Consider the following 18075-nt stretch of genomic DNA (forward strand, 5'->3'; position numbering starts at 1 on the left):
CTCCAGATGAAATTAGGTATGCCGTAATAACGCCTTTACCATGACCAGGTTCTAATGAATGGAGTGCCCCTAAACCAACTACCGCAGGCAGAGTATACATTAGTTCCATTAAACTTCCTCCTCCGCTATGTTAACTATGTATATGCAGGCATGTCTTATATCCATACCTACAGGTAAGGCGGAGGAATATAAAAAAGGCCTAGAAGAAATAAAACTTTCAGAGGCTTGGTGGCTTTTGTCACCAAGCCTCTGCACCTGCTTGAGCTGTATACGCTTATGGCAAAGGTAGACTTATTTCAATAATCGTCCCTTTTTGGGGTTCACTCTGTACAGAAACCTTCCCGTCTTGAAGCTCTATTAAGTGCTTCGCGATAGCAAGACCAAGTCCTGTCCCATTCCCCTTTCGTGATCTGTCGATTTTGTAAAAGCGATCCCATATCTGTTCAAGTTGATCTGGATCAATTCCATATCCCTGATCACGTATACTAATCAACAAAGTTTTACTCCTAGGTACGCTGATATGAATGGATACTTGAGTATCATTTGGAGAATATTTAATGGCATTATCCAAGAAAATAACCAACAGTTGTCGCAAACGATCATAATCGCCGAAAAATGGAGGGAGGTCTTGCTCGGAATGAGATTCAAGTTTAATCCCTTTTTTATCGGCGATGGTCTGAAGACTTTTCACGACATCCGTTAAAAGACTCGGAATATGAATCCGTTCAATATTCATGGAAATTTTGCCCGATTGAAGACGGGAAAGTTCCAAGAGGTCTCCTACCAAACGTTCTAACCCACGCGTTTCGGAAAGCATCCTTTGGTGGTAACGCTTTATCTCTTCGCTTTTTACGACCGTTCCATCGACCATGGCTTCCAACGAACCTCGAATGACGGTTAAAGGGGTTCGGAATTCATGGGAAACATTAGCTACAAACTCTCTGCGCAATTGATCAAGTCGCTCTCTTTCACTAATATCCTGAACTAACGCCACAAATCCGGTTATACTGTCTTGGTTGTCTATAATAAGGGAAAAGGTAAAGACAAGCTTTTTACCCTGCCAATCTTTATGGACTTGCGAGGGCTTCTTTTCCAGCATGACTTTACTGATGTGTGCTCCAATATTTAAATCATCGAGGTCTTTTTTAACCTCTTCCATCGAATAAGGATGAGGTCGATTCATAATTTGCGCAAGAGCAAAATTAATACTTATCGGGTTAAGGTTCGTATCAAAAGCAATAATCCCCTCCGAGATACTCGATATAATATCATTAAGTTTACCTTTCTCTTGGAAAAGTTGGTTAATCGTAGAGCCCAGCTTAAACGCCAACAGATCAAGAGAATTTCCAAGCTGACCTAATTCATCCTTTCGTTCAACCCCAGTTCGCGCAGAATAATTCCCTCCAGATATTTGAAGAGCCGTTCGGGTCATAGCTTTCAAAGGGCGGGTAAAGAGTAGAGAATAGAAAATTCCTACTCCTACGGCCGGAAACAACGCAAAGAGAAGACTCAAGACAAGAATCCTAACAGCTCTGTTAAGTGTTTCTGTAACCCCAGTTACAGGGGAATGGAGAAGCACCGAACCAATAATAGCATGGTTAGAATCAATTATAGGCACGCCCACAGTAATTGTGGCTTCGTTGTAAACACTGCTAAAACTTTCACTGATAGATTCGTTACCTGCTAATACCTCTTGGATGGCTTTTTCTGCCTCAGTAGGTAAGGGCTCCGAGTCTTTCCTGAAACCCTGTCCAAGCCCATTTCCCGAACCCTGCCTAAGCCCCGCCCCCATTCCCTGACCCATGCCAACCCCGTTACCCATGCCTTGCCCAATACCTGACATCATTGTAAGGTTCCCTTTGCTGTCTGTGATCCAGACATTTGATTCAGTGAGAGTATCAAGGGAACGTAAATAACCATTAAACCCTCGCATCTGGCTGTTCCCTTGTAAATATTCGGCAGCTACCTCTGAGATACTTTGGGCATTGGATAACATTGTTTTTTCTCTGCTTTCAAAAGCATATTGTTTGAACATTTGAATAAAGAAGAGCCCAATAGAAAGCATGGCTATGAGTACTATGACTACAAACCCAATTGTCAATTTATAAGCAATTCTATTTTTAAACATGCTTTACCTCAAATTTATACCCTACACCCCAAATAGTCTTTATATCCCAGTCTTCAATTTCAGAAATATTGACTTTTGATCTTAACCTCTTGATATGAGTATCTACAGTCCGTGCATCTCCAAAATACTCATATCCCCAGACACTGTTTAGTAGATTGTCCCGCGAAAAAACCTTTCCCCGGATTTGATGCTAAGATCCAAAGAATCTCTATTTCCTTTTTTGTAAGGTTAATGGGCTTATCCAAGATCATGACTTCATAGTCTGTTAAATTAATGGTCAAACCAGGATAGTGAATACTATTTGTTTTTTGCCCCTCCGGTAAATCGAGGCGTCTCAAGACTGCATCGTAATTTCGAGCCATCACTCACCCGGGCTAAACGGTTTGTACAATATAATCTCCGCACCAATGTCCAACCCCATAATGCGGTCTCCATCTTCCCCTTTAGCCGTGATCATAATAATTGGAACGTTCGAATTATGACGAATTTCCCCGACAAACAGTGAGACCATCTTTCTTAGGCATCATGACATCCAACAACAAGAGTATGGGCTTATACTCCTCAAATTTCTGGAGAGCTTCTTCCCCATCATGAGCAATCAGGGGATAAAACCCTTCCTTGCTGACATAGGTTTTGAGTATATCCAGAATCCCGTCATTGTCATCGGCAATTAATAAATACTTATTCAAAGGATTCACCTTCCTCTCGTCCCTCAAATTTTATCATGATTACTTTCTATGATTGTGACATGTTTGTGAACTAAATAAGAGTATAGTTTTTAGTAAGCACTGAATAATAATTCAGTTTTTTTAACCTAAGAGTCTAAATAGCATAGATTTTCCAGATAAAATATATTACAGTACAAGTATACAAGAATTAACTAGGATGGGGGAAGTAAAATGAGCTATGGCAAACATTTGACATTTACAAGGGATGGCAAGATCGGAATAATCACCCTAGATAATGCCCGAGGATTCAATTTAGTGGGGACTGAATTTCTTTACGAATTGGAAGAAATCCAAAAGGAAATTGTGACTGACCACGACCTAGGAGGAATCTTAATCAATGCTAACGGTGATAACTTCTCGGCTGGTATAGACCTCAAATTCTTGAAGGGTGTCAGTTCAGAGTTTATTATGGATAATCTGGTCTGGCTACAAAGCCTATACTCTTTTTGGCAGGAGCTTCCTATTCCTGTCATTGCAGCGATAAACGGTCTTTGTTATGGTTCTGCAACTGAGCTTATTCTTGGCTGCGATATAAGAATAGCCTCTGATAATGCAAGATTTTCTATTCCTGAAGTCCGTTTTGGTTTATCTCCCGATATGGGAGGAACCACCCGCTTAACCCATTTGGTTGGGGTTGGTCAGGCTAAGCGACTTATTATGGGCTGTGAAGAGATTAATGCCGAAGAAGCATTGCGCATTGGCTTAATTGAGATAATGGTTAAGCAAGAAGAACTTAATGATCGGGCGATCAAACTTGCCCATAAAATGGCTGGTTTTCCTCCAGCAGGGATCCGCTTTGCTAAAAAAGGGATTAATTTAGCCAATGAAAGCAGTGTAGCCGCTGGATTACTCTTTGAGCAGTCCCAATCAACGTTCTGCTGCGGTACAGAAGATTTACGCGAAGCGGTTACAGCCTTTCTGGAAAAAAGAATACCTGTTTTTAAAGGTAGGTAACTAATTTCAGCTCCATTCTAAAGATTTAGTATAAAAAGGAGGACTCCCTACGATTTCGTTGGGAGTCCTCCTTTAACAATAAAAATTTATTAATTTAAATAACTGAGTGGATTCACGGTGTCTCCATTAATAATCACTTCAAAATGCAGATGTGAACCAGTAGATCTGCCCGTTGAGCCTACTAAGCCAATTGTTTGACCCTTTGAAACAGAATCTCCTGCGGAGACCAGTAGCTTAGAAGAATGACCATAGCGAGTCATAATTCCATTACCTTGATCAATAAGGATCGAGTTCCCATAATTTCCGTTCCATCCTGCACTTACAACGGTACCTGCAGCGGCAGCTACATAAGGATCGCCAGTATCACCGTCAATATCGATTCCTGTATGGAACTCCGAACTACGGTATCCATAATAAGACGTAATCTTTCCCCTTAACGGCCATGCGAGTCCTGAGGTTATACTTCCACTGCCACGCGAGTAGGCAACCATTACCTTAGAACGTTGAGGTCCTTTTTCAATCACCTGAGCGACTGCTTCCTTTAGGATTTTTTCGTCCTGAACTGTCTGGGAAACCACTTTTTCGTTTTTCTGAACGTAAGAATACTGAACTTCCTTTGTCCCATCACTTCCAGCTTGTTTAACCTTTGATTGCCCAGACGGTAGGCTAGAATCCGTTTTCGTCACGACTTCAAAAGGTATTGTTTCAGTATCTGTTTTAACTCCTTTACTAACTACTGTTAGATAAGGGGTAACCTTATCCAACATAATTTTCTGACCTAGTTTTAGAATGGTATCTTCGTTAGTTCCTGGATTACTAGCCAGTACTTCCTTTGTTTTCATGTCATTCTTTCGAGCAATGAGCCACCAAGAATCATTGGCTTTAACAATATACTCTTCTCTTTGAAGATTTCCCTGTTTTAGTTTCTCCAAAGCCTGTTCTATGGGAATAACCTCTTCCAAAGGAGCTTCTACCCCTTGAGTCTCTACCTTGCCTTCAAACTCTATTGACGATATCAGGTTTTTATCACTTGGATGAGCATAAAACTCCTTAAATTCATTAAGTAGTTTATCAGCTTCATCCGAACTAGCTAAAACAAAGATTGGTTTTTCATTGACAACCAGTCTAACACCCTCAACATAGTAGGAAATATCCCCAGCTAAAGTTTCCTTAGTAAGTGCTGTGAATTCATCTTGGTTGACTCGTGCAGACGAATATGTAATCGAGTCGTGAGTCTTAGCTATAGTTCCCAACGGAGCACCTTTTTCGTTGAGAATCTGATTTACTAAACTTTCAGCTTCAGTTTTATTAGCAACTAAACCAACTTTTTCTCCATTCACAACAACATATACGACAGAGTTTGTGGAAGAGAAATAAGCAGTTCCGCTTCCCAATAAGAGGAGCAAAACAATTGTTCCTCCGATAACCTTCGGAGATTTCCACGAAAAGTTGAGCTTAATTGTGAAAATCTTATCTTTCAGGGTTTTTAAATATTGTCTAACTTCTATTCTAACATCCTTTATCATAAAACCTCCTCTTTAGTTACTTATTACATATGCAGCAAACCTATCTCTACGTTGAGACGTAACATTTTGTCAAAACGATAAGTATAAGAGAATACCCTTACTTATTTTCTAATATTATAGGGTAGTTGTCAACCTAATGTGAAACATCGAACATTATCGTGTCGATTTATTAAGTTAAAAACACTGAAATTATTCAGTTATACCAAGTTGCCAGCCCTTTCCTAATAATTTTTCTGGAAAGGTTGGGGTGGCTATGCAAAAAATCACCTGTCTGGAAATTGATAATTTACGAAGAAACTCTAAAATTGAATTCCAGAAGCTATCCACTTCCTCCTCATGCAATTCCCCTACTGAAAAAAACATGGGTAACTCCTCAGTGTTATCCCGAAGTGCTAACTGTCCAAGAGCCATACGATACGAAAAATAATCTCGCTTGGCATCTAACAAATCGTTTCTTGAGGTTACTTTGGATTCCGAGATTGAAATACGATTGTGTATCCACTGCATTTCTTGGTTCAAAATTAAACCATACTTGGCTTGCCATTCCTGGCAAGATGCCTCCAATAAGGTCTGAACATCATTTAAAGCATCATATAAGTTTTGATAAGCCGTCCATTGCTGTTTTACTGATTCAATTTTTTTCTCTAGAATAGCAATCGATGGAAGTTTTTCAATACTTTTAAGACTCTGTTCCGCAGTCTTCAGACGCCGATTAGTTTCTGCCTGTTCTTCATGCCATGCTGACAACTTTTCCTGTCTTTCCTCATCAGAAAAACAAGTTTCGTCTTCCAATTCCTCCATAGGTTCTAGAACCTTGACCAGTTTCGCAAAATCTCGACCACCTAATAAATCTTGAAACTTCTGTAAAAACTCAGACGATTCTTTCTCTACCTCTTCCCTAGCCCTGAGTTGTTGGGCAACCTTCAAAACGATAGCAAGAACTTCTTCTCTTTCTGTTGTGGTTTTCCCCCAGCTCTTAAGTTTATCACGTAGATGTTCCACACAGGCTGCTAAGGTTTGTTCCGTGATTGATAGCTGTACCTGTTTCTGATGTAACTCCTCTTGTTGTTGAGTCAATTCATAGTTCTTGCGCTGATAATCATGCCAACCTTGTAACCATGCAGGTAAATCCGGAACATTGATCGCTGAAAATGCTTTGATTAAGATTTCTTGACAAGAAGAAACTATTTTCTGAAGCTTATCTTCAACACTTAGTTTTTCTTGCAAAAGCTCAATCTCCAGGTACATTTTTTCTACTAGCACACGTTGTTCTTTATACTTTTCAAGTTTAGTTATGAATTCTTCATAATTAACTGTTTGATAGTTTTTATAATAATGAATAAGCCGGGTAGAAAGACTTTCGAAGATACTTCTCTGACCCAATCGTTTCTTGAATATACGATCAACTCCAGCGCCTATTTTGGATCTCTGCCACTGCTTTAAGTAGTTTTCTCTGTGAGCTACCTTGATTTCCTCTGCTTCAGTTACTCCCGCCATAATCTCAAGATCCTGAAGTTGTGCCCTCTCTATTAAATATCTATTTTGAAGCTGGTTATAATCATCTTTAGTTGTATTAATCTGTTTTAATTCATCTTGAGCCTTAACCCTTTCTTCTTCCGTCAGAATTAAACGCTCATCCTCACCTTTCGACATTCCATAGTACACAGATAATTGCAGAAATTCTTGAAGCTCTCCAATGATCCTTGACTGACTTTCAACCTCAGATACTTGTTTATCGACCTGCTTTTGGAGAAATGCCCACTCCATACATTCCTCACGCAAGCTATCAATTAAGGTCAAATCTACTTGAGAATCACTGGTTAGAGACTTTAGATTGACGACTATTCCACAAAGTCGTTCTTCTAAACGGGATAACACTCCTTTAAGATGACACAGTTCCCTATAATCTGGGTTTCGCTCATGTAGGGTTAATCGCTCCTGGATTTTTACGGACCGTTCAATCTTTTCTGTGATTATTCTATCTTTTTCTCTAAGATTCTTTATCTCAATTTGAAACAAGCGTTCCTCGTCAAGCAGGAGGTGCGCTGCCTCCCATTCACTCCTTAAGGTATCATACTCGGCCTTGACGTGTTCCATACTCTCCTTTTGATCCTTGACTTTCTTCTGGGCTCCTGCCAAAGAAGCACGAACACTTCCCAGCGAGAAGTCTTCGTCCCCTCCTTGACTCAGGTTGCGAACACGCTCTAGAAAGTAATCACGATCGTTGCTTTCAGGCCATTCTATGATCCCACTTTGGCGAAAAGCATCGAGTTTAGTACTAAATAAATACTCTCCCAGAACCATCGAATCTGGCAAAGATAAGATCCGTCCGTCTTGATCTTTGATCTCCAGAATCGAAGAAGGCTCTTGTCCAATCTCCTGTTTGAAAAACTCTTTACGAATGTAATAATGCATATTATCTCTGACTATCCAGACCTCTACTGATCCTTCTTGACCCGTTACTTCTGATCTTAGCGGCATCATCTTTAGGTCATAAAATAGTTCCACTATTAACTGATTAAGTTTTTTTTGAATACTTCTCTCCATGAAAAGTATTACTGGTCCTTCTGAGAATGTCCATTGAACATTCCCTAGCCCTATAAGATTAACACATGTAATTCTTTTAATTATCATGTTCAATCCGTCCCTGACCCAAAGCTGACATGCCAATTTTTTTTGCGAGTTCCCAGCGTTTACAGCTTTCATCATTTTCTGCAATTATGGGAGACTCTTGAAACTTATCGAAAAACACTTTTGTCAAAGTTGGGTACCCATCATTATGACAAATTGTTAAGTTTCTAGAGATCGTATCGTTGTCAAAAGGAACGACGTCTAAGTAGCGAAATTCGTTCATTAGACGTTTCTGTATTGGTAACAAAGCTGATTCTACATTTTTATACGGCCCTGTTAACTTAATCCTAAATAGATCCCTTTGGCGTTCTTCTAGGCTTGTTTCAGTCAAAATTTTAGCTGACAGTTCTTCAATGTCTGATTGGAAGATCATCGTTTTTTCTACATAATGACGTTGACCCAGCTCCTTGAACTCAATGTGAACAGATTCGTTTTCAATTTGTCCTATAATCACACCATGAGAACCACTTTCTCTAAAACTTCTAGCTTCTGGGGATCCACAATCAGCCCAAAAAGTTTTACCCGCCTTTTGTTCTCCAGTCCAAGACTTCTGATCCCCTAAGGCAAGATAAGTTAAACCACTTGAAGCAATCTGTTCTGGTAAAATTGGGGTATAACCTTCAGTATTCTGCTCCGAATCCACCTCTGCATGAAGCACCATAACCTGAAGCATTTCATCATTCGTCGTATGAAAACCGTTTAGGAATGGCACTCCTTGATGATAAGTTGTCCATCCTGCACCAGAAATTGTCACATTGTGGGAAGGAACCTTTACACTGCTAACTCTACTTGAGAAAATATGCACGTTACTCGGCCAAACAGCTAGGCGGTAAGCAGAAGTCATAATTAATGGGTCACTGCTACCTGGCGTTATGAAAATTCTCGTCCCTTCCAATTTTGCTAGCGAACTAGCAACCCTCTCGACGGTCTCCTTACGAACATACTCTTGTTCAAATAAATTTCCACATACAAAAAGGAACTCTATCTTTTCGGATTGGCAAAGCGAGAGAATCGCTTGAAACGTCTGCCATAAATCCTGATTTCTCAGTGCTATCCACTTTTCCGGTCCGTCCCACGACGGGCTGTCGAAACGAAAACCAGCACACTGTAAGAAACGTATACACGAAGCCATACTTTCTTCACCTCATCCCTAAGCCAAAACTTTGAATTATCAGTGCCACCGTTATTTGCCCTTATCTGGACACGGTTTCCCGAGACATAATCAACATAAACGTTGTAAGAGGCATATTCATTCCCTTTACCCTCATACACATAGTTCGTGTTTTCCTTAAAGGAAAAATAATCATGAATGGATCTTTTTCAATTTCATCCCTCCTAGTCACTTACGTAAGTATAGCACTTCCCGTTTTATGACACTGTTAAGATGCCTTTAAAATATTAAAATGGCAGAATAAAGTTGAACTGTGTAAACTATGTGCAGGAATCTAGTTGTTTATAGTCGAATAACAGTCATAACGAGGAGGTAATGAAATATGGTTGTACTCATCTTATCCCTTATTTGCTCCTTATTTATTGCAATTTTTGCTGTACAAAATGCTAGTTTAGTTACGATCAATCTTTTTTGGTTTACTAAACAAGTTCCGTTAGTCCTGGTAATCCTAGGTTCTACCTTTGCAGGAGCATTAATTATGCTTCTTTTAGCTATCTGGCGAGAACTGCGACTAAAACTAAGGCCCAAGCAAAAACAGAAGGATGAGATTTTGAATAACGAGCTGGTTGGCCAATCAGTGACTCCAACGCTAAAGCAGTCTGATGACTCTAATTAACCACGAGGCTTAATATGTGAGCTTCGATGAAAGAATCTGTAATCCGCGACAGCAGCATCATGAATGATCGGACTTCGCGCTTGAGTTTCTAATTTCGAAAAAACGGAGGGAATAGTAATGGCAACCATTATTGCTGTTAGAGATATACCAGGAGTAGCATGAGTAGGGGGAAAGTTCGAAGTATATGGTGTTGAGCCTCACATGGGCCTTTGTCTCTAACTTCCAACCATATAGTTAACGATTAGGAGTATCTTTAACTCCATTTTCTTTCTATTATTCTGTTAATTAATTTTATCTTATCTTATTTTGTAAAGTTAAACAATTATCCTATCAAAAAAACGAGAACGAGGTACCTCTCCCACTTGTCATGGGGGGCTCACGACTGGTGCAATTCAAGGAGTAAAGAAAATCTTAATTAGAATTGAGAAGACGGAACCGCTGACGTTAGTGGTTCCGTCGTTCTTTAGATCATGATTCTATTTCTGACAATGTGAGCAGAAAAATGCATTTCTGCCGCCCACTTCTACCCTTTGAATCACCTCATGACAAATCTGACACGGCTTCCCAGCCTGACCATACGCCTGAAAATGCGGATTATATCCACCGGTAAAATCGTCCCAGGGAGCAAATTTTTCTTCCATGTCTCCACCTAAACGAACTGATTCTTGGAGAACTGTAACTAAAGCGTGATACAAGTTTAGTTTTTCGTCCTGACTTAACGAAGAAATTAAGCGAGTCGGTAAAATTCCGGCCCTAAATAATGCCTCATTGGAATAGGCATTGCCTATTCCCGCAAGATTTTTGGGATTCATCAGCCAAGGTTTGATCATTCCCTTTTTCCGCTCAAGTAGCTGCTTGAAATTTTCGGGACTGAAGTTGGGCTCTAAAGGATCTTTTCCTAGTTCTCGTATTTTTTTCTCTAAAGAATCCTGCCCAAGATAATGTAGATAACCTAGCGTTAGAGAACAAAAGAAGAGCACTGACCCATGAGATAAACCAAAAATAACACTTGCCTTTCCAGGAAGTTCCTTAATTCTTTGTTTTAAGTCCTCCGTATTACTGTAAACAATCTCAGTTAGAGACGTTTTAGTTGAATCACTCACCTTTCCTGAAAGGATTTTAGCGTTATCAGCGGGTAAAAAATAGAGTCTACCATCTAACATCATGTGAGTTAGGAGATAGTGACCATCATCAAGCAGAAAAATTAAATATTTACCTCTCCGAGTAACGTCTTGAATACGTTTTCCTCTTAGTTGCTCGCAAAAAACCTGAGTTTCTAGGTTGATGCTTTTTTCTCTGAGGACATTGATTTCGATAATTCGTTGCCCCTTAACCCATTCGTTCAAATAGTTTTTATATATCTCCATTTCAGGAGTTTCAGGCATACTGTACCCTCCATTACTTCCTGTAATTTCATGCCTACTCTCTATCCCCCCCACTTAAGGAGATAAGGGATTCTCTACATTACCAAGTCCGCCACGCCTTAAGCTATGTAAAGTAAGAAACCTCAGTTTTTAAAATTCGCGTATACCTACTCTATTATTTGACATGCGTTCTTTAGCTATACAGCTTCTTGAGCAAGGCCTCATATTTAATAAGAAAGGGTCTTTTTTCCATATAATCGTTAAGAAATATGGGTGTTTCAAGTGCCGTCTGGGGTTGGTCGAGTGCCCCTGTAACCAAAGATGACGAGAAACGTATAAAAATGTTTTGAAAGAGCATGTATTCTATGATATATTTTAATGAATGGTAATTCATATATTTTGAGAACCTATTTAAAAGAGGAGGACAATTATATGAGCGTTACGGAACTTACTGCACTTGTGGAGAAAATGAATGCCAACCCAGAGCATATCAAACAAGAAAAAGACCGGGTTTTCCAAATCAATCTCGAGGAGAGTGGCTCATTACAAATAGTCCTTAAAAATGGTCAAGTTGAAGTTGTCGAAGGAAGTGTACATAACCCGGAAGTAACGTTAATTCTTAATGAGAAAAATTTTTCAAAATTGCTCAATGATAACCTAAATACAACAATGGCATTTATGACAGGTAGTTTAAAAGTGGAAGGTAAAATGGGATTAGCTTTAAAGCTCCAAGAAATCGTTAAAGCCTATCAATAGGATCGAGTTCAAGCTGAATAATTCCAAACAATAGATAGAGATAGAGCGAGCTTTCAGCCCGCTCTATCTCTATCTATTGTAAAAATTTCTACATCAACTTTTTGTTCAAGGTAGTGACGAACTGCATATCTCCATACTCCTTAATTATCTTTATTATTGATTCGATGATTTGACCTGCGATTTTTACTCTCTTCTTCCCCTTCAGGCACCTTAACGGCAAAATGTGCACCCTCTAGAATCTGAGCCAAAATATTAAGTGGAGTCGTTGCCACTTCCCTGTACATCCTGTGAGTATAGACGTGACGAACATTGGGAAACTCTTGCTTAAACAAACGGCGAGCTTTATCGCCAGCATCATCCGCATCCAAAAGTATGCAAACCTCATCATCGCTAAATTCTGCAATTAAGTCTTCGAGTTTATCCAATCCTAACGTCCCATAGGTGCAGGCTATCTCCACTGGTTCATCTAAAATCTGCAACAACCGGCTTCTATCGGTTTTCCCTTCTACTATAATAACTCTACTCATATCCCACCTAACTTTCAGTTACATCACTATTCTGCTATCTTCGAGGGCTTAACCTTTAATATCCTCTACCCATTGTTAAAGAACTATACTTGAAAATTGCAATTACCCCTAAATATAACTATATAACTTTTAGAGCTTTACAGACTCCTTTAACAGTATCGAGCATTTTTTTACATACTTCTCAACCATTCTTTCCACAACAGACGTGTCAAGTTTGCCATGCATAGTAGGAGTTTCGAAGAACCGTTTGGGTAATTCAACCTGTCGAGGATCAAAGCCTAGTTTTTCTTTAATGCGCAACTTTGTCGCGAAAATACGCTGACCAATTCTTGTCAAATCGTCGTCTGTTAGAGTATATCCAACAGCCTTTAGCGCTTTCAGGACTGTTTCCCGGTTATACAACTTACGAGCGAAGAGACAGATGGTAAGAGAGTTTAAAACACAGCGCTCAAGTTCCTCTTCGAATAGTGCATCGATGGCTTTGTCTTCATCAAATACCTTGATTGATTGGTCAACTGCGTAACCAGCATTACATAAATGAGAGTGCCGAGCGCCTACATTAAGTCCGACTAAGTTTCCATAGCCAGTATGGTAGCCTGGGATTTCATTACCAGCAACCTGTAGGGCAAAGTCTTCGCCACCATATTTTATTCCAGCAGCTCGTGTACCCTCTCCCAGTACATTATAAAAATCATTCTCTCGGTTCGCTAAATAAATGATGGCCTTATAATATTGAGTCGTATCACCAAAGGCGAGAGGAAGAAGCGTTTCTGCTTCCGATACAATCCCTTTCATTAAGCTCTCGGTTGCCCACGCCAAAGAGACGCCAGTCGAGATGGCATCTAGGCCAGTTTTTTCAACGGCTTCAATAAGATATAAGATTTCATCAGTCTTACTTATTCCGAGTAAGGTACCTAGTGCATAAATAAGCTCATAATCGTAAGCAACACTGACCGACTCATAGTCATACCCCTCGTCAAAAACCCGTCGAAATTGGCCAATATGAATACATCCAACTGGACAACCTGTACAAGCCATCTTCCTGACAAGATTATTTTTAACAAAGGCTTCTCCACTGATTTGATCAGCCCTATCAAAACGGTTCTCTGTCAGATTTTTAGTGGGCAATGCGCCTAATTCGTTGATTGCTTCTACATTAATTGGGGTACCCAGGTCATGATATTTTGACATAAGGTCTGTCTCGGTGACCGATTTGAAAATCGATTGATACACACGGAAATAGTCTTTTGGGCTTTGGATTTTTGTGGTCTTGTCACCAGTAACCACAATTGCCTTAACGTTTTTGCTCCCCATGACTGCACCCAAGCCTAACCGACCAAAATGCCGATAAGTATCCACGCAAACGCTAGCAAAGTGGACTTTTTTCTCTCCAGCAGGCCCTATTCTTATAATACTGCGCTTACCGCTTCCACTTTCATGATCCCGAATAAATTGGCCAACCGTATCCGAATCCATTCCCCATATTGCTCGGGCATCTTTGATTTCAATGTTTTCTCCATTGATTGTGATATAGGAAGGTCGAGGAGCATGGCCCTGAATTACAACTGCATCATATCCTACCATCGATAACGTTAGTGCTAGTCTTCCTCCTGCGTAGCTTTCCCCTAACTCCCCTGTTAATGGAGAAATAAACATGGCCACTGTCTTTGTAACAAGCGGGTAAATTCCAGATATTGAACCAATCGCCAAAACTATAGGTTGTTCAGGAGCTAAGGGTGGAAGTTCTGGTCGCATTGTTTCTTCGAGTAACTTAGTCGCTACACCGACTCCACCGAGAAACTCGAACAAATCACTTCTTCGCTTAATTTCAATCCTACTAGTCGCCAAATCTATGTATAAAACGTTTATTACGTTTTCATATAGCATCACTATACCCCCTCAGTTAACTGTAAACATCCATGCGGACAAAATCGTGCACAGACACCGCAATGTTTACAGACAATCGGTTTTTTTGTCTCGGGATCAAAATAAATGGCATCGACGGTACAAGCCGTTACACAGCGCTGGCATCCGTCACAGTTATCTTTGTCTAACGTCACCCCTCCACCTTGGCGCTTAGCGAGGGCTCCGGTCGGACAAACTTCAGCACAGGGAACGTCCCCTTGGCAGGCCTGGCAAACAATCGCTATAAATTTGCCCGATAATCCTCCACTTGTTTTAATTCGAATAGCACTTTTTAAGATGGAATGATCCTGCTGATTTACGCTGGCACAAGTAATCATACAAGATAAACAGCCTATACATCGATTCATTTGCATGGCTTTTAACACTTTCATGGCAAACCTCCCAAGAATTATGGGTTACTTTCTTTAAATATGTCCATTATATCTACAAATCAAGGAATTTGAAAAGATAATCCTTAAAAACCTAACAGCAAGTGTTTGCATATCATTAATATACTAGCCTTAATTTCCACAAAATGTATTGCTCAACATTTCTACTTCAGTCATAATAAAAGTGACAATGTCCAAATATAGCACACTTAACCATAGAGCTAATATTTATCCGATTAGTGCGAAAGGAGAAGCGTACTTATGAAGATTAACGTAAAAAATTTAATAATCCTCTTTTTATTAACGATATCCGGATGCTCTACGGTCCCTACCCTATCTTCCTCCCCCTTATCCCCCTCGAAGGTAACAATAGCCCCTCAGGAACCCTTAACAACTCCAGAATCCCAACCTCACCATACTGAAGAACTTACACTTGTCGCTACTGGGGACATCCTAATGCATAACACTCAGATTTGGGGAGGTGAGCAGCTAGACGGGTCGTACAATTTTGATTCCTTCTTTTCGCCAGTGGCACATTTGATAAAGGCTGGTGACTACGCCTCAACTAATTTTGAAGCACCCATGGCGGGGCCCGACTCTGGATATACTGGTTACCCTTTGTTCAACAGTCCAGATGCTATCGCTGAAACCTTTAAAAAGTCCGGCTTTGACCTAATAGTAACTGCAAACAACCATATTCTGGATAGGGGCTATGAAGGAGCGATTCGTACCTTAAAGGTACTGCAAAACGCTTCCTTAGATACTCAGGGTTGCTTTTCGAGCCTTGAAGCGCAAAGCACACCGCTTATCAAAACGATCCGCGGTATTAACGTAGGATATATTGCCTATACTTACGGAGTCAACGGCATCCCAATTCCGAATAATGCCCCCTACTTGGTAAATATCATGGATCATGACAAAATCATTGCAGATATCGATACTCTGAGACCTATGGTGGATGTTTTAGTCTTGGTTTTACACTGGGGCGAGGAGTATCGTCAACATCCTACCGAACAACAAAAAGAACTTGCCCAAAAATTCCTTGAAGCTGGTGCTGATGTGATTTTGGGAAGCCATCCTCATGTCATCGAGCCAATGGAAGTCAAGAAAATTAATGGCCAAAATAAATTTGTTATTTACTCAATGGGCAACTTTATTAGTGCGCAAAACGGCCTAGAAAGAAACAGCGGACTTGTCCTTAATCTCAAATTTTCCAAAGACTTTGACTCCAAGATTACGAAACTGACAAACGTTTCATACGTAGCAACCTATTCGCATTCGTATTATAGTAACGGCAAACTCCTATACCGAGTTGTTCCCATTACTGAAACAATTCAAAAGATCAAAGATGAAACCGAGCCATTTCTCACTACAAAGGATTTGCCTATATTAGAACAGGCTTTAAAAGAAACAAGTAACCAAGCGAACTCTAAGCAAATCCTCATCGATTAAATTCTAATACATCGCTCTCCGGATTGAATATTCCACCCCAGAATCTTTTCTGATATCCTCTCTGATCTCCTCCATAAACTTTTCAGCTTGTCCTCCATATCCATCGTCCTCTTTTAAACTATAGGGATAACCTTCAGTGATTGAATCCCTTATTGCAATTAATTTCATGTTGCATCCTTCCCCTGCCTTCGTAAAAAGTCCTTAACTATAAAAAACGAACTCCTGCAACAGTACAGAGGGTTCGTTTTTTCACTACAATTCCACTTCAAATTAGCAATTGACTCTATTAAAAGCGATATCTAATGCCTCTTTAACTGTCTGAGCATAATCAAGCTTTGAGCTTTTTCTTTCATCTAGATAAGCGTCTTCATATGCAATACTTCGGACCTTCTTAGCCCATCCACCCGAAGGTTCTATGATCACAACAGGCTTAAGATTCAGATAGGCAGCAGATAATTCGCCCAAGGTACCATTCCCACCTGCAACCATGATCAGGACATCCGAAGAATGAACGAGAATCAAGCTCCTGTAGTCAAAGCTTAGTCCTGTCGAGATAGGTATATCAATATATTGATTGGCTCTATCCAACGAATCTCCCGGCAAAATTCCTACAACTAACCCATTAGCCTCCTTGGCCCCCCTTGAAGCACACTCCATCACACCATTCGTTCCACCAGTTAAAAGAACCGCTCCTCTTAGAGCAATTTCTTCTCCTAAATCATGAGCTAATTGTTGAAGTTCCTTTGGTATGTCCCCCGATTGCCCGATAACCCCGATACGTATCACTAATTTACTCATCCTTTCTATGACTATAATTTGATGTTAACGACCAAGATTAAATCTTTCCTATAGTTTATCATTAACTATAATAATCCAATCACTCTAAAAAGAGTCAAGGTAATAAGCATAATGGTCGATGCAATTACGACATAAAGACCATTCCAACGAGGACCTACCTGGAGAGCAGACTGACCTGTCAACCCGGATACTGCAATAACCGTGGCTGATGAAGGGGAAACGGAAATACCCATCGCCCAACCAATCGCTAGTATAAGAGCCAAATAAGTCGGCGTTACACCGTAATTAGCGGCTTTTACCGTTCCTCCGATAATCGTGACTGAAATAATGGGGTGAACACCTAAAACGGACAGGGTTAGAATACAGATTATAATTACGATAGCAAGCAATACGGCATTTTGTTGTACCAAAAGGGATAAAATTTTCGATACATTCGTTCCCATGTGAGAATAATTGATACTTGTTGCAAAGAAACCTGCCCCAACAAATAGAATAATTTCGTTTTTTAATTTCGGCAGATTTTCTTTAAAATAATCGTTTTTAAATTTTCTGACCAGAATCTGTAGACGTCCAATCAATGCTAGCCAAATAACAGGATAGATTAAGGACACTAAAGAAACGACAATGACGGTATGTATTCCAGTTATAAAGGATACGACCACAATACATAAAATTAAGATGATACTGAAACCACTCAATTCAACTATTTTACGAACATTAAAATCCTCAACCGGTTCCGTGATAACTGAAATATAAGCATTATTACCGAGTTTCTTTTCTTCATGCATTGTTATAAAGTATCCGACCAAACCAGCGATGATACCACATAAAATCCCATATGGGAAAAACAAGGGCCAACTTGCTCCACTTAATTGCACAATTAAAGCGATTGCCGCCGTGGTAGGTGCCCAGATGGTACAAGTAGCAAAACCACGCACGATGGCAGAACTTAACAGCTTTTTATTTGAACTTATAGCACTGGCTCGACTAATTTGAAGAACAAGCGGGACCACCGCTAAATTCACTAATATACCGACAAACGCAGATATAAAGCTCACAAGTAGATAAAAACGACTCCTATTATAAACATAACGTCCAAATACACCTTGTAGAGCCTTAAAATATCCCCC

The 18075-nt window shown here is 40.0% G+C and carries 15 protein-coding genes and 1 pseudogene; 4 read left to right on the forward strand and 12 right to left on the reverse strand.

The annotated features are described in order from the left end of the window. Positions 1 to 274: 274 nt before the first annotated feature. Complete coding sequence (locus tag UF75_RS17900; RefSeq protein WP_045575938.1) at positions 275 to 2128, reverse strand: ATP-binding protein; 1854 nt, start codon at positions 2126 to 2128, stop codon at positions 275 to 277. Further along, positions 2121 to 2817 (reverse strand): annotated as a pseudogene (locus UF75_RS17905) (response regulator transcription factor). Before UF75_RS17905 ends, UF75_RS17900 begins: the two are co-directional and overlap by 8 nt. Before the next feature lie 210 nt (positions 2818 to 3027). Between UF75_RS17905 and UF75_RS17910 the strand changes: the two are divergent. Continuing rightward, positions 3028 to 3810 (forward strand): enoyl-CoA hydratase/isomerase family protein, encoded by a 783-nt coding sequence (locus UF75_RS17910; RefSeq protein WP_045575939.1) that lies wholly within the window; start codon positions 3028 to 3030, stop codon positions 3808 to 3810. A gap of 89 nt (positions 3811 to 3899) precedes the next feature. Here UF75_RS17910 and UF75_RS17915 read toward each other — a convergent pair whose 3' ends face one another. The 3 genes from UF75_RS17915 to UF75_RS17925 all read right to left on the reverse strand — a co-directional run bounded on the left by UF75_RS17915 (position 3900) and on the right by UF75_RS17925 (position 9099). Beyond that, entirely contained in the window at positions 3900 to 5336 is a 1437-nt protein-coding gene (locus tag UF75_RS17915) for a peptidoglycan DD-metalloendopeptidase family protein (protein ID WP_052693406.1), read from the reverse strand. A gap of 189 nt (positions 5337 to 5525) precedes the next feature. Continuing rightward, positions 5526 to 7970: a hypothetical protein gene (locus UF75_RS17920; RefSeq protein WP_052693408.1), complete on the reverse strand. Its 2445-nt coding sequence runs from the start codon at positions 7968 to 7970 to the stop codon at positions 5526 to 5528. Next, the gene (locus UF75_RS17925; protein ID WP_045575940.1) at positions 7960 to 9099 is read right to left on the reverse strand and encodes a hypothetical protein; all 1140 of its coding nucleotides are present in this window, start codon (positions 9097 to 9099) and stop codon (positions 7960 to 7962) included. Before UF75_RS17925 ends, UF75_RS17920 begins: the two co-directional genes overlap by 11 nt. A 361-nt stretch (positions 9100 to 9460) precedes the next feature. On the opposite strand from UF75_RS17925, the gene UF75_RS17930 reads away from it, so the two are divergent. Continuing rightward, a complete protein-coding gene (locus UF75_RS17930; protein ID WP_045575941.1) occupies positions 9461 to 9754 on the forward strand; it encodes a LapA family protein in 294 nt (97 codons plus the stop codon). Positions 9755 to 10230: 476 nt separating this feature from the next. On the opposite strand, the gene UF75_RS17935 is transcribed toward UF75_RS17930, so the two are convergent. Next, complete coding sequence (locus tag UF75_RS17935) at positions 10231 to 11139, reverse strand: DNA-formamidopyrimidine glycosylase family protein (RefSeq protein ID WP_045575942.1); 909 nt, start codon at positions 11137 to 11139, stop codon at positions 10231 to 10233. Between the two features lie 411 nt (positions 11140 to 11550). On the opposite strand from UF75_RS17935, the gene UF75_RS17940 reads away from it, so the two are divergent. Next, the gene (locus UF75_RS17940; RefSeq protein WP_045575943.1) at positions 11551 to 11874 is read left to right on the forward strand and encodes an SCP2 sterol-binding domain-containing protein; all 324 of its coding nucleotides are present in this window, start codon (positions 11551 to 11553) and stop codon (positions 11872 to 11874) included. A 140-nt stretch (positions 11875 to 12014) separates the two neighbouring features. Here the strand turns inward: UF75_RS17940 and UF75_RS17945 are convergent, their stop codons facing one another. The 3 genes from UF75_RS17945 to UF75_RS17955 form a co-directional block, all read right to left on the reverse strand. Continuing rightward, on the reverse strand, positions 12015 to 12401 hold the full coding sequence (locus UF75_RS17945) for a toprim domain-containing protein (RefSeq protein WP_045575944.1): 387 nt from the start codon (positions 12399 to 12401) through the stop codon (positions 12015 to 12017). Between the two features lie 129 nt (positions 12402 to 12530). Further along, the gene (locus UF75_RS17950) at positions 12531 to 14288 is read right to left on the reverse strand and encodes an aldehyde ferredoxin oxidoreductase C-terminal domain-containing protein (RefSeq protein ID WP_045575945.1); all 1758 of its coding nucleotides are present in this window, start codon (positions 14286 to 14288) and stop codon (positions 12531 to 12533) included. Between the two features lie 2 nt (positions 14289 to 14290). Then, entirely contained in the window at positions 14291 to 14698 is a 408-nt protein-coding gene (locus UF75_RS17955) for a 4Fe-4S binding protein (protein WP_045575946.1), read from the reverse strand. 258 nt (positions 14699 to 14956) lie between these two features. Between UF75_RS17955 and UF75_RS17960 the strand changes: the two genes are divergently transcribed. After that, on the forward strand, positions 14957 to 16147 hold the full coding sequence (locus UF75_RS17960; protein WP_045575947.1) for a CapA family protein: 1191 nt from the start codon (positions 14957 to 14959) through the stop codon (positions 16145 to 16147). Positions 16148 to 16150: 3 nt separating this feature from the next. On the opposite strand, the gene UF75_RS28470 is transcribed toward UF75_RS17960, so the two are convergent. From UF75_RS28470 to UF75_RS17970, 3 genes are all read right to left on the reverse strand, one after another. Beyond that, positions 16151 to 16315 carry a hypothetical protein gene (locus tag UF75_RS28470; RefSeq protein WP_156146501.1) on the reverse strand — a complete coding sequence of 55 codons (165 nt, stop codon included), beginning with the start codon at positions 16313 to 16315 and terminating at the stop codon, positions 16151 to 16153. A gap of 102 nt (positions 16316 to 16417) precedes the next feature. Then, on the reverse strand, positions 16418 to 16933 hold the full coding sequence (locus UF75_RS17965; RefSeq protein ID WP_045575948.1) for a TIGR00725 family protein: 516 nt from the start codon (positions 16931 to 16933) through the stop codon (positions 16418 to 16420). 77 nt (positions 16934 to 17010) lie between these two features. Continuing rightward, positions 17011 to 18075 (reverse strand): hypothetical protein (locus UF75_RS17970; RefSeq protein WP_045575951.1); only part of this gene is annotated, 1065 nt, incomplete at its 5' end.

It is taken from the genome of Desulfosporosinus sp. I2 (genome assembly GCF_000960765.1).
Taxonomy (GTDB): domain Bacteria; phylum Bacillota; class Desulfitobacteriia; order Desulfitobacteriales; family Desulfitobacteriaceae; genus Desulfosporosinus.

What these genes read in the sequence shown, in the direction of transcription:
- UF75_RS17950 (WP_045575945.1), bottom strand. Translation starts at nt 14,288, where the DNA reads ATGCTATATGAAAACGTAATAAACGTTTTATACATAGATTTGGCGACT.
- UF75_RS17900 (WP_045575938.1), bottom strand. Translation starts at nt 2,128, where the DNA reads ATGTTTAAAAATAGAATTGCTTATAAATTGACAATTGGGTTTGTAGTC.
- UF75_RS17935 (WP_045575942.1), bottom strand. Translation starts at nt 11,139, where the DNA reads ATGCCTGAAACTCCTGAAATGGAGATATATAAAAACTATTTGAACGAA.
- UF75_RS17945 (WP_045575944.1), bottom strand. Translation starts at nt 12,401, where the DNA reads ATGAGTAGAGTTATTATAGTAGAAGGGAAAACCGATAGAAGCCGGTTG.
- UF75_RS17955 (WP_045575946.1), bottom strand. Translation starts at nt 14,698, where the DNA reads ATGAAAGTGTTAAAAGCCATGCAAATGAATCGATGTATAGGCTGTTTA.
- UF75_RS17910 (WP_045575939.1), top strand. Translation starts at nt 3,028, where the DNA reads ATGAGCTATGGCAAACATTTGACATTTACAAGGGATGGCAAGATCGGA.
- UF75_RS17925 (WP_045575940.1), bottom strand. Translation starts at nt 9,099, where the DNA reads ATGGCTTCGTGTATACGTTTCTTACAGTGTGCTGGTTTTCGTTTCGAC.
- UF75_RS17960 (WP_045575947.1), top strand. Translation starts at nt 14,957, where the DNA reads ATGAAGATTAACGTAAAAAATTTAATAATCCTCTTTTTATTAACGATA.
- UF75_RS17930 (WP_045575941.1), top strand. Translation starts at nt 9,461, where the DNA reads ATGGTTGTACTCATCTTATCCCTTATTTGCTCCTTATTTATTGCAATT.
- UF75_RS17915 (WP_052693406.1), bottom strand. Translation starts at nt 5,336, where the DNA reads ATGATAAAGGATGTTAGAATAGAAGTTAGACAATATTTAAAAACCCTG.
- UF75_RS28470 (WP_156146501.1), bottom strand. Translation starts at nt 16,315, where the DNA reads ATGAAATTAATTGCAATAAGGGATTCAATCACTGAAGGTTATCCCTAT.
- UF75_RS17920 (WP_052693408.1), bottom strand. Translation starts at nt 7,970, where the DNA reads ATGATAATTAAAAGAATTACATGTGTTAATCTTATAGGGCTAGGGAAT.
- UF75_RS17940 (WP_045575943.1), top strand. Translation starts at nt 11,551, where the DNA reads ATGAGCGTTACGGAACTTACTGCACTTGTGGAGAAAATGAATGCCAAC.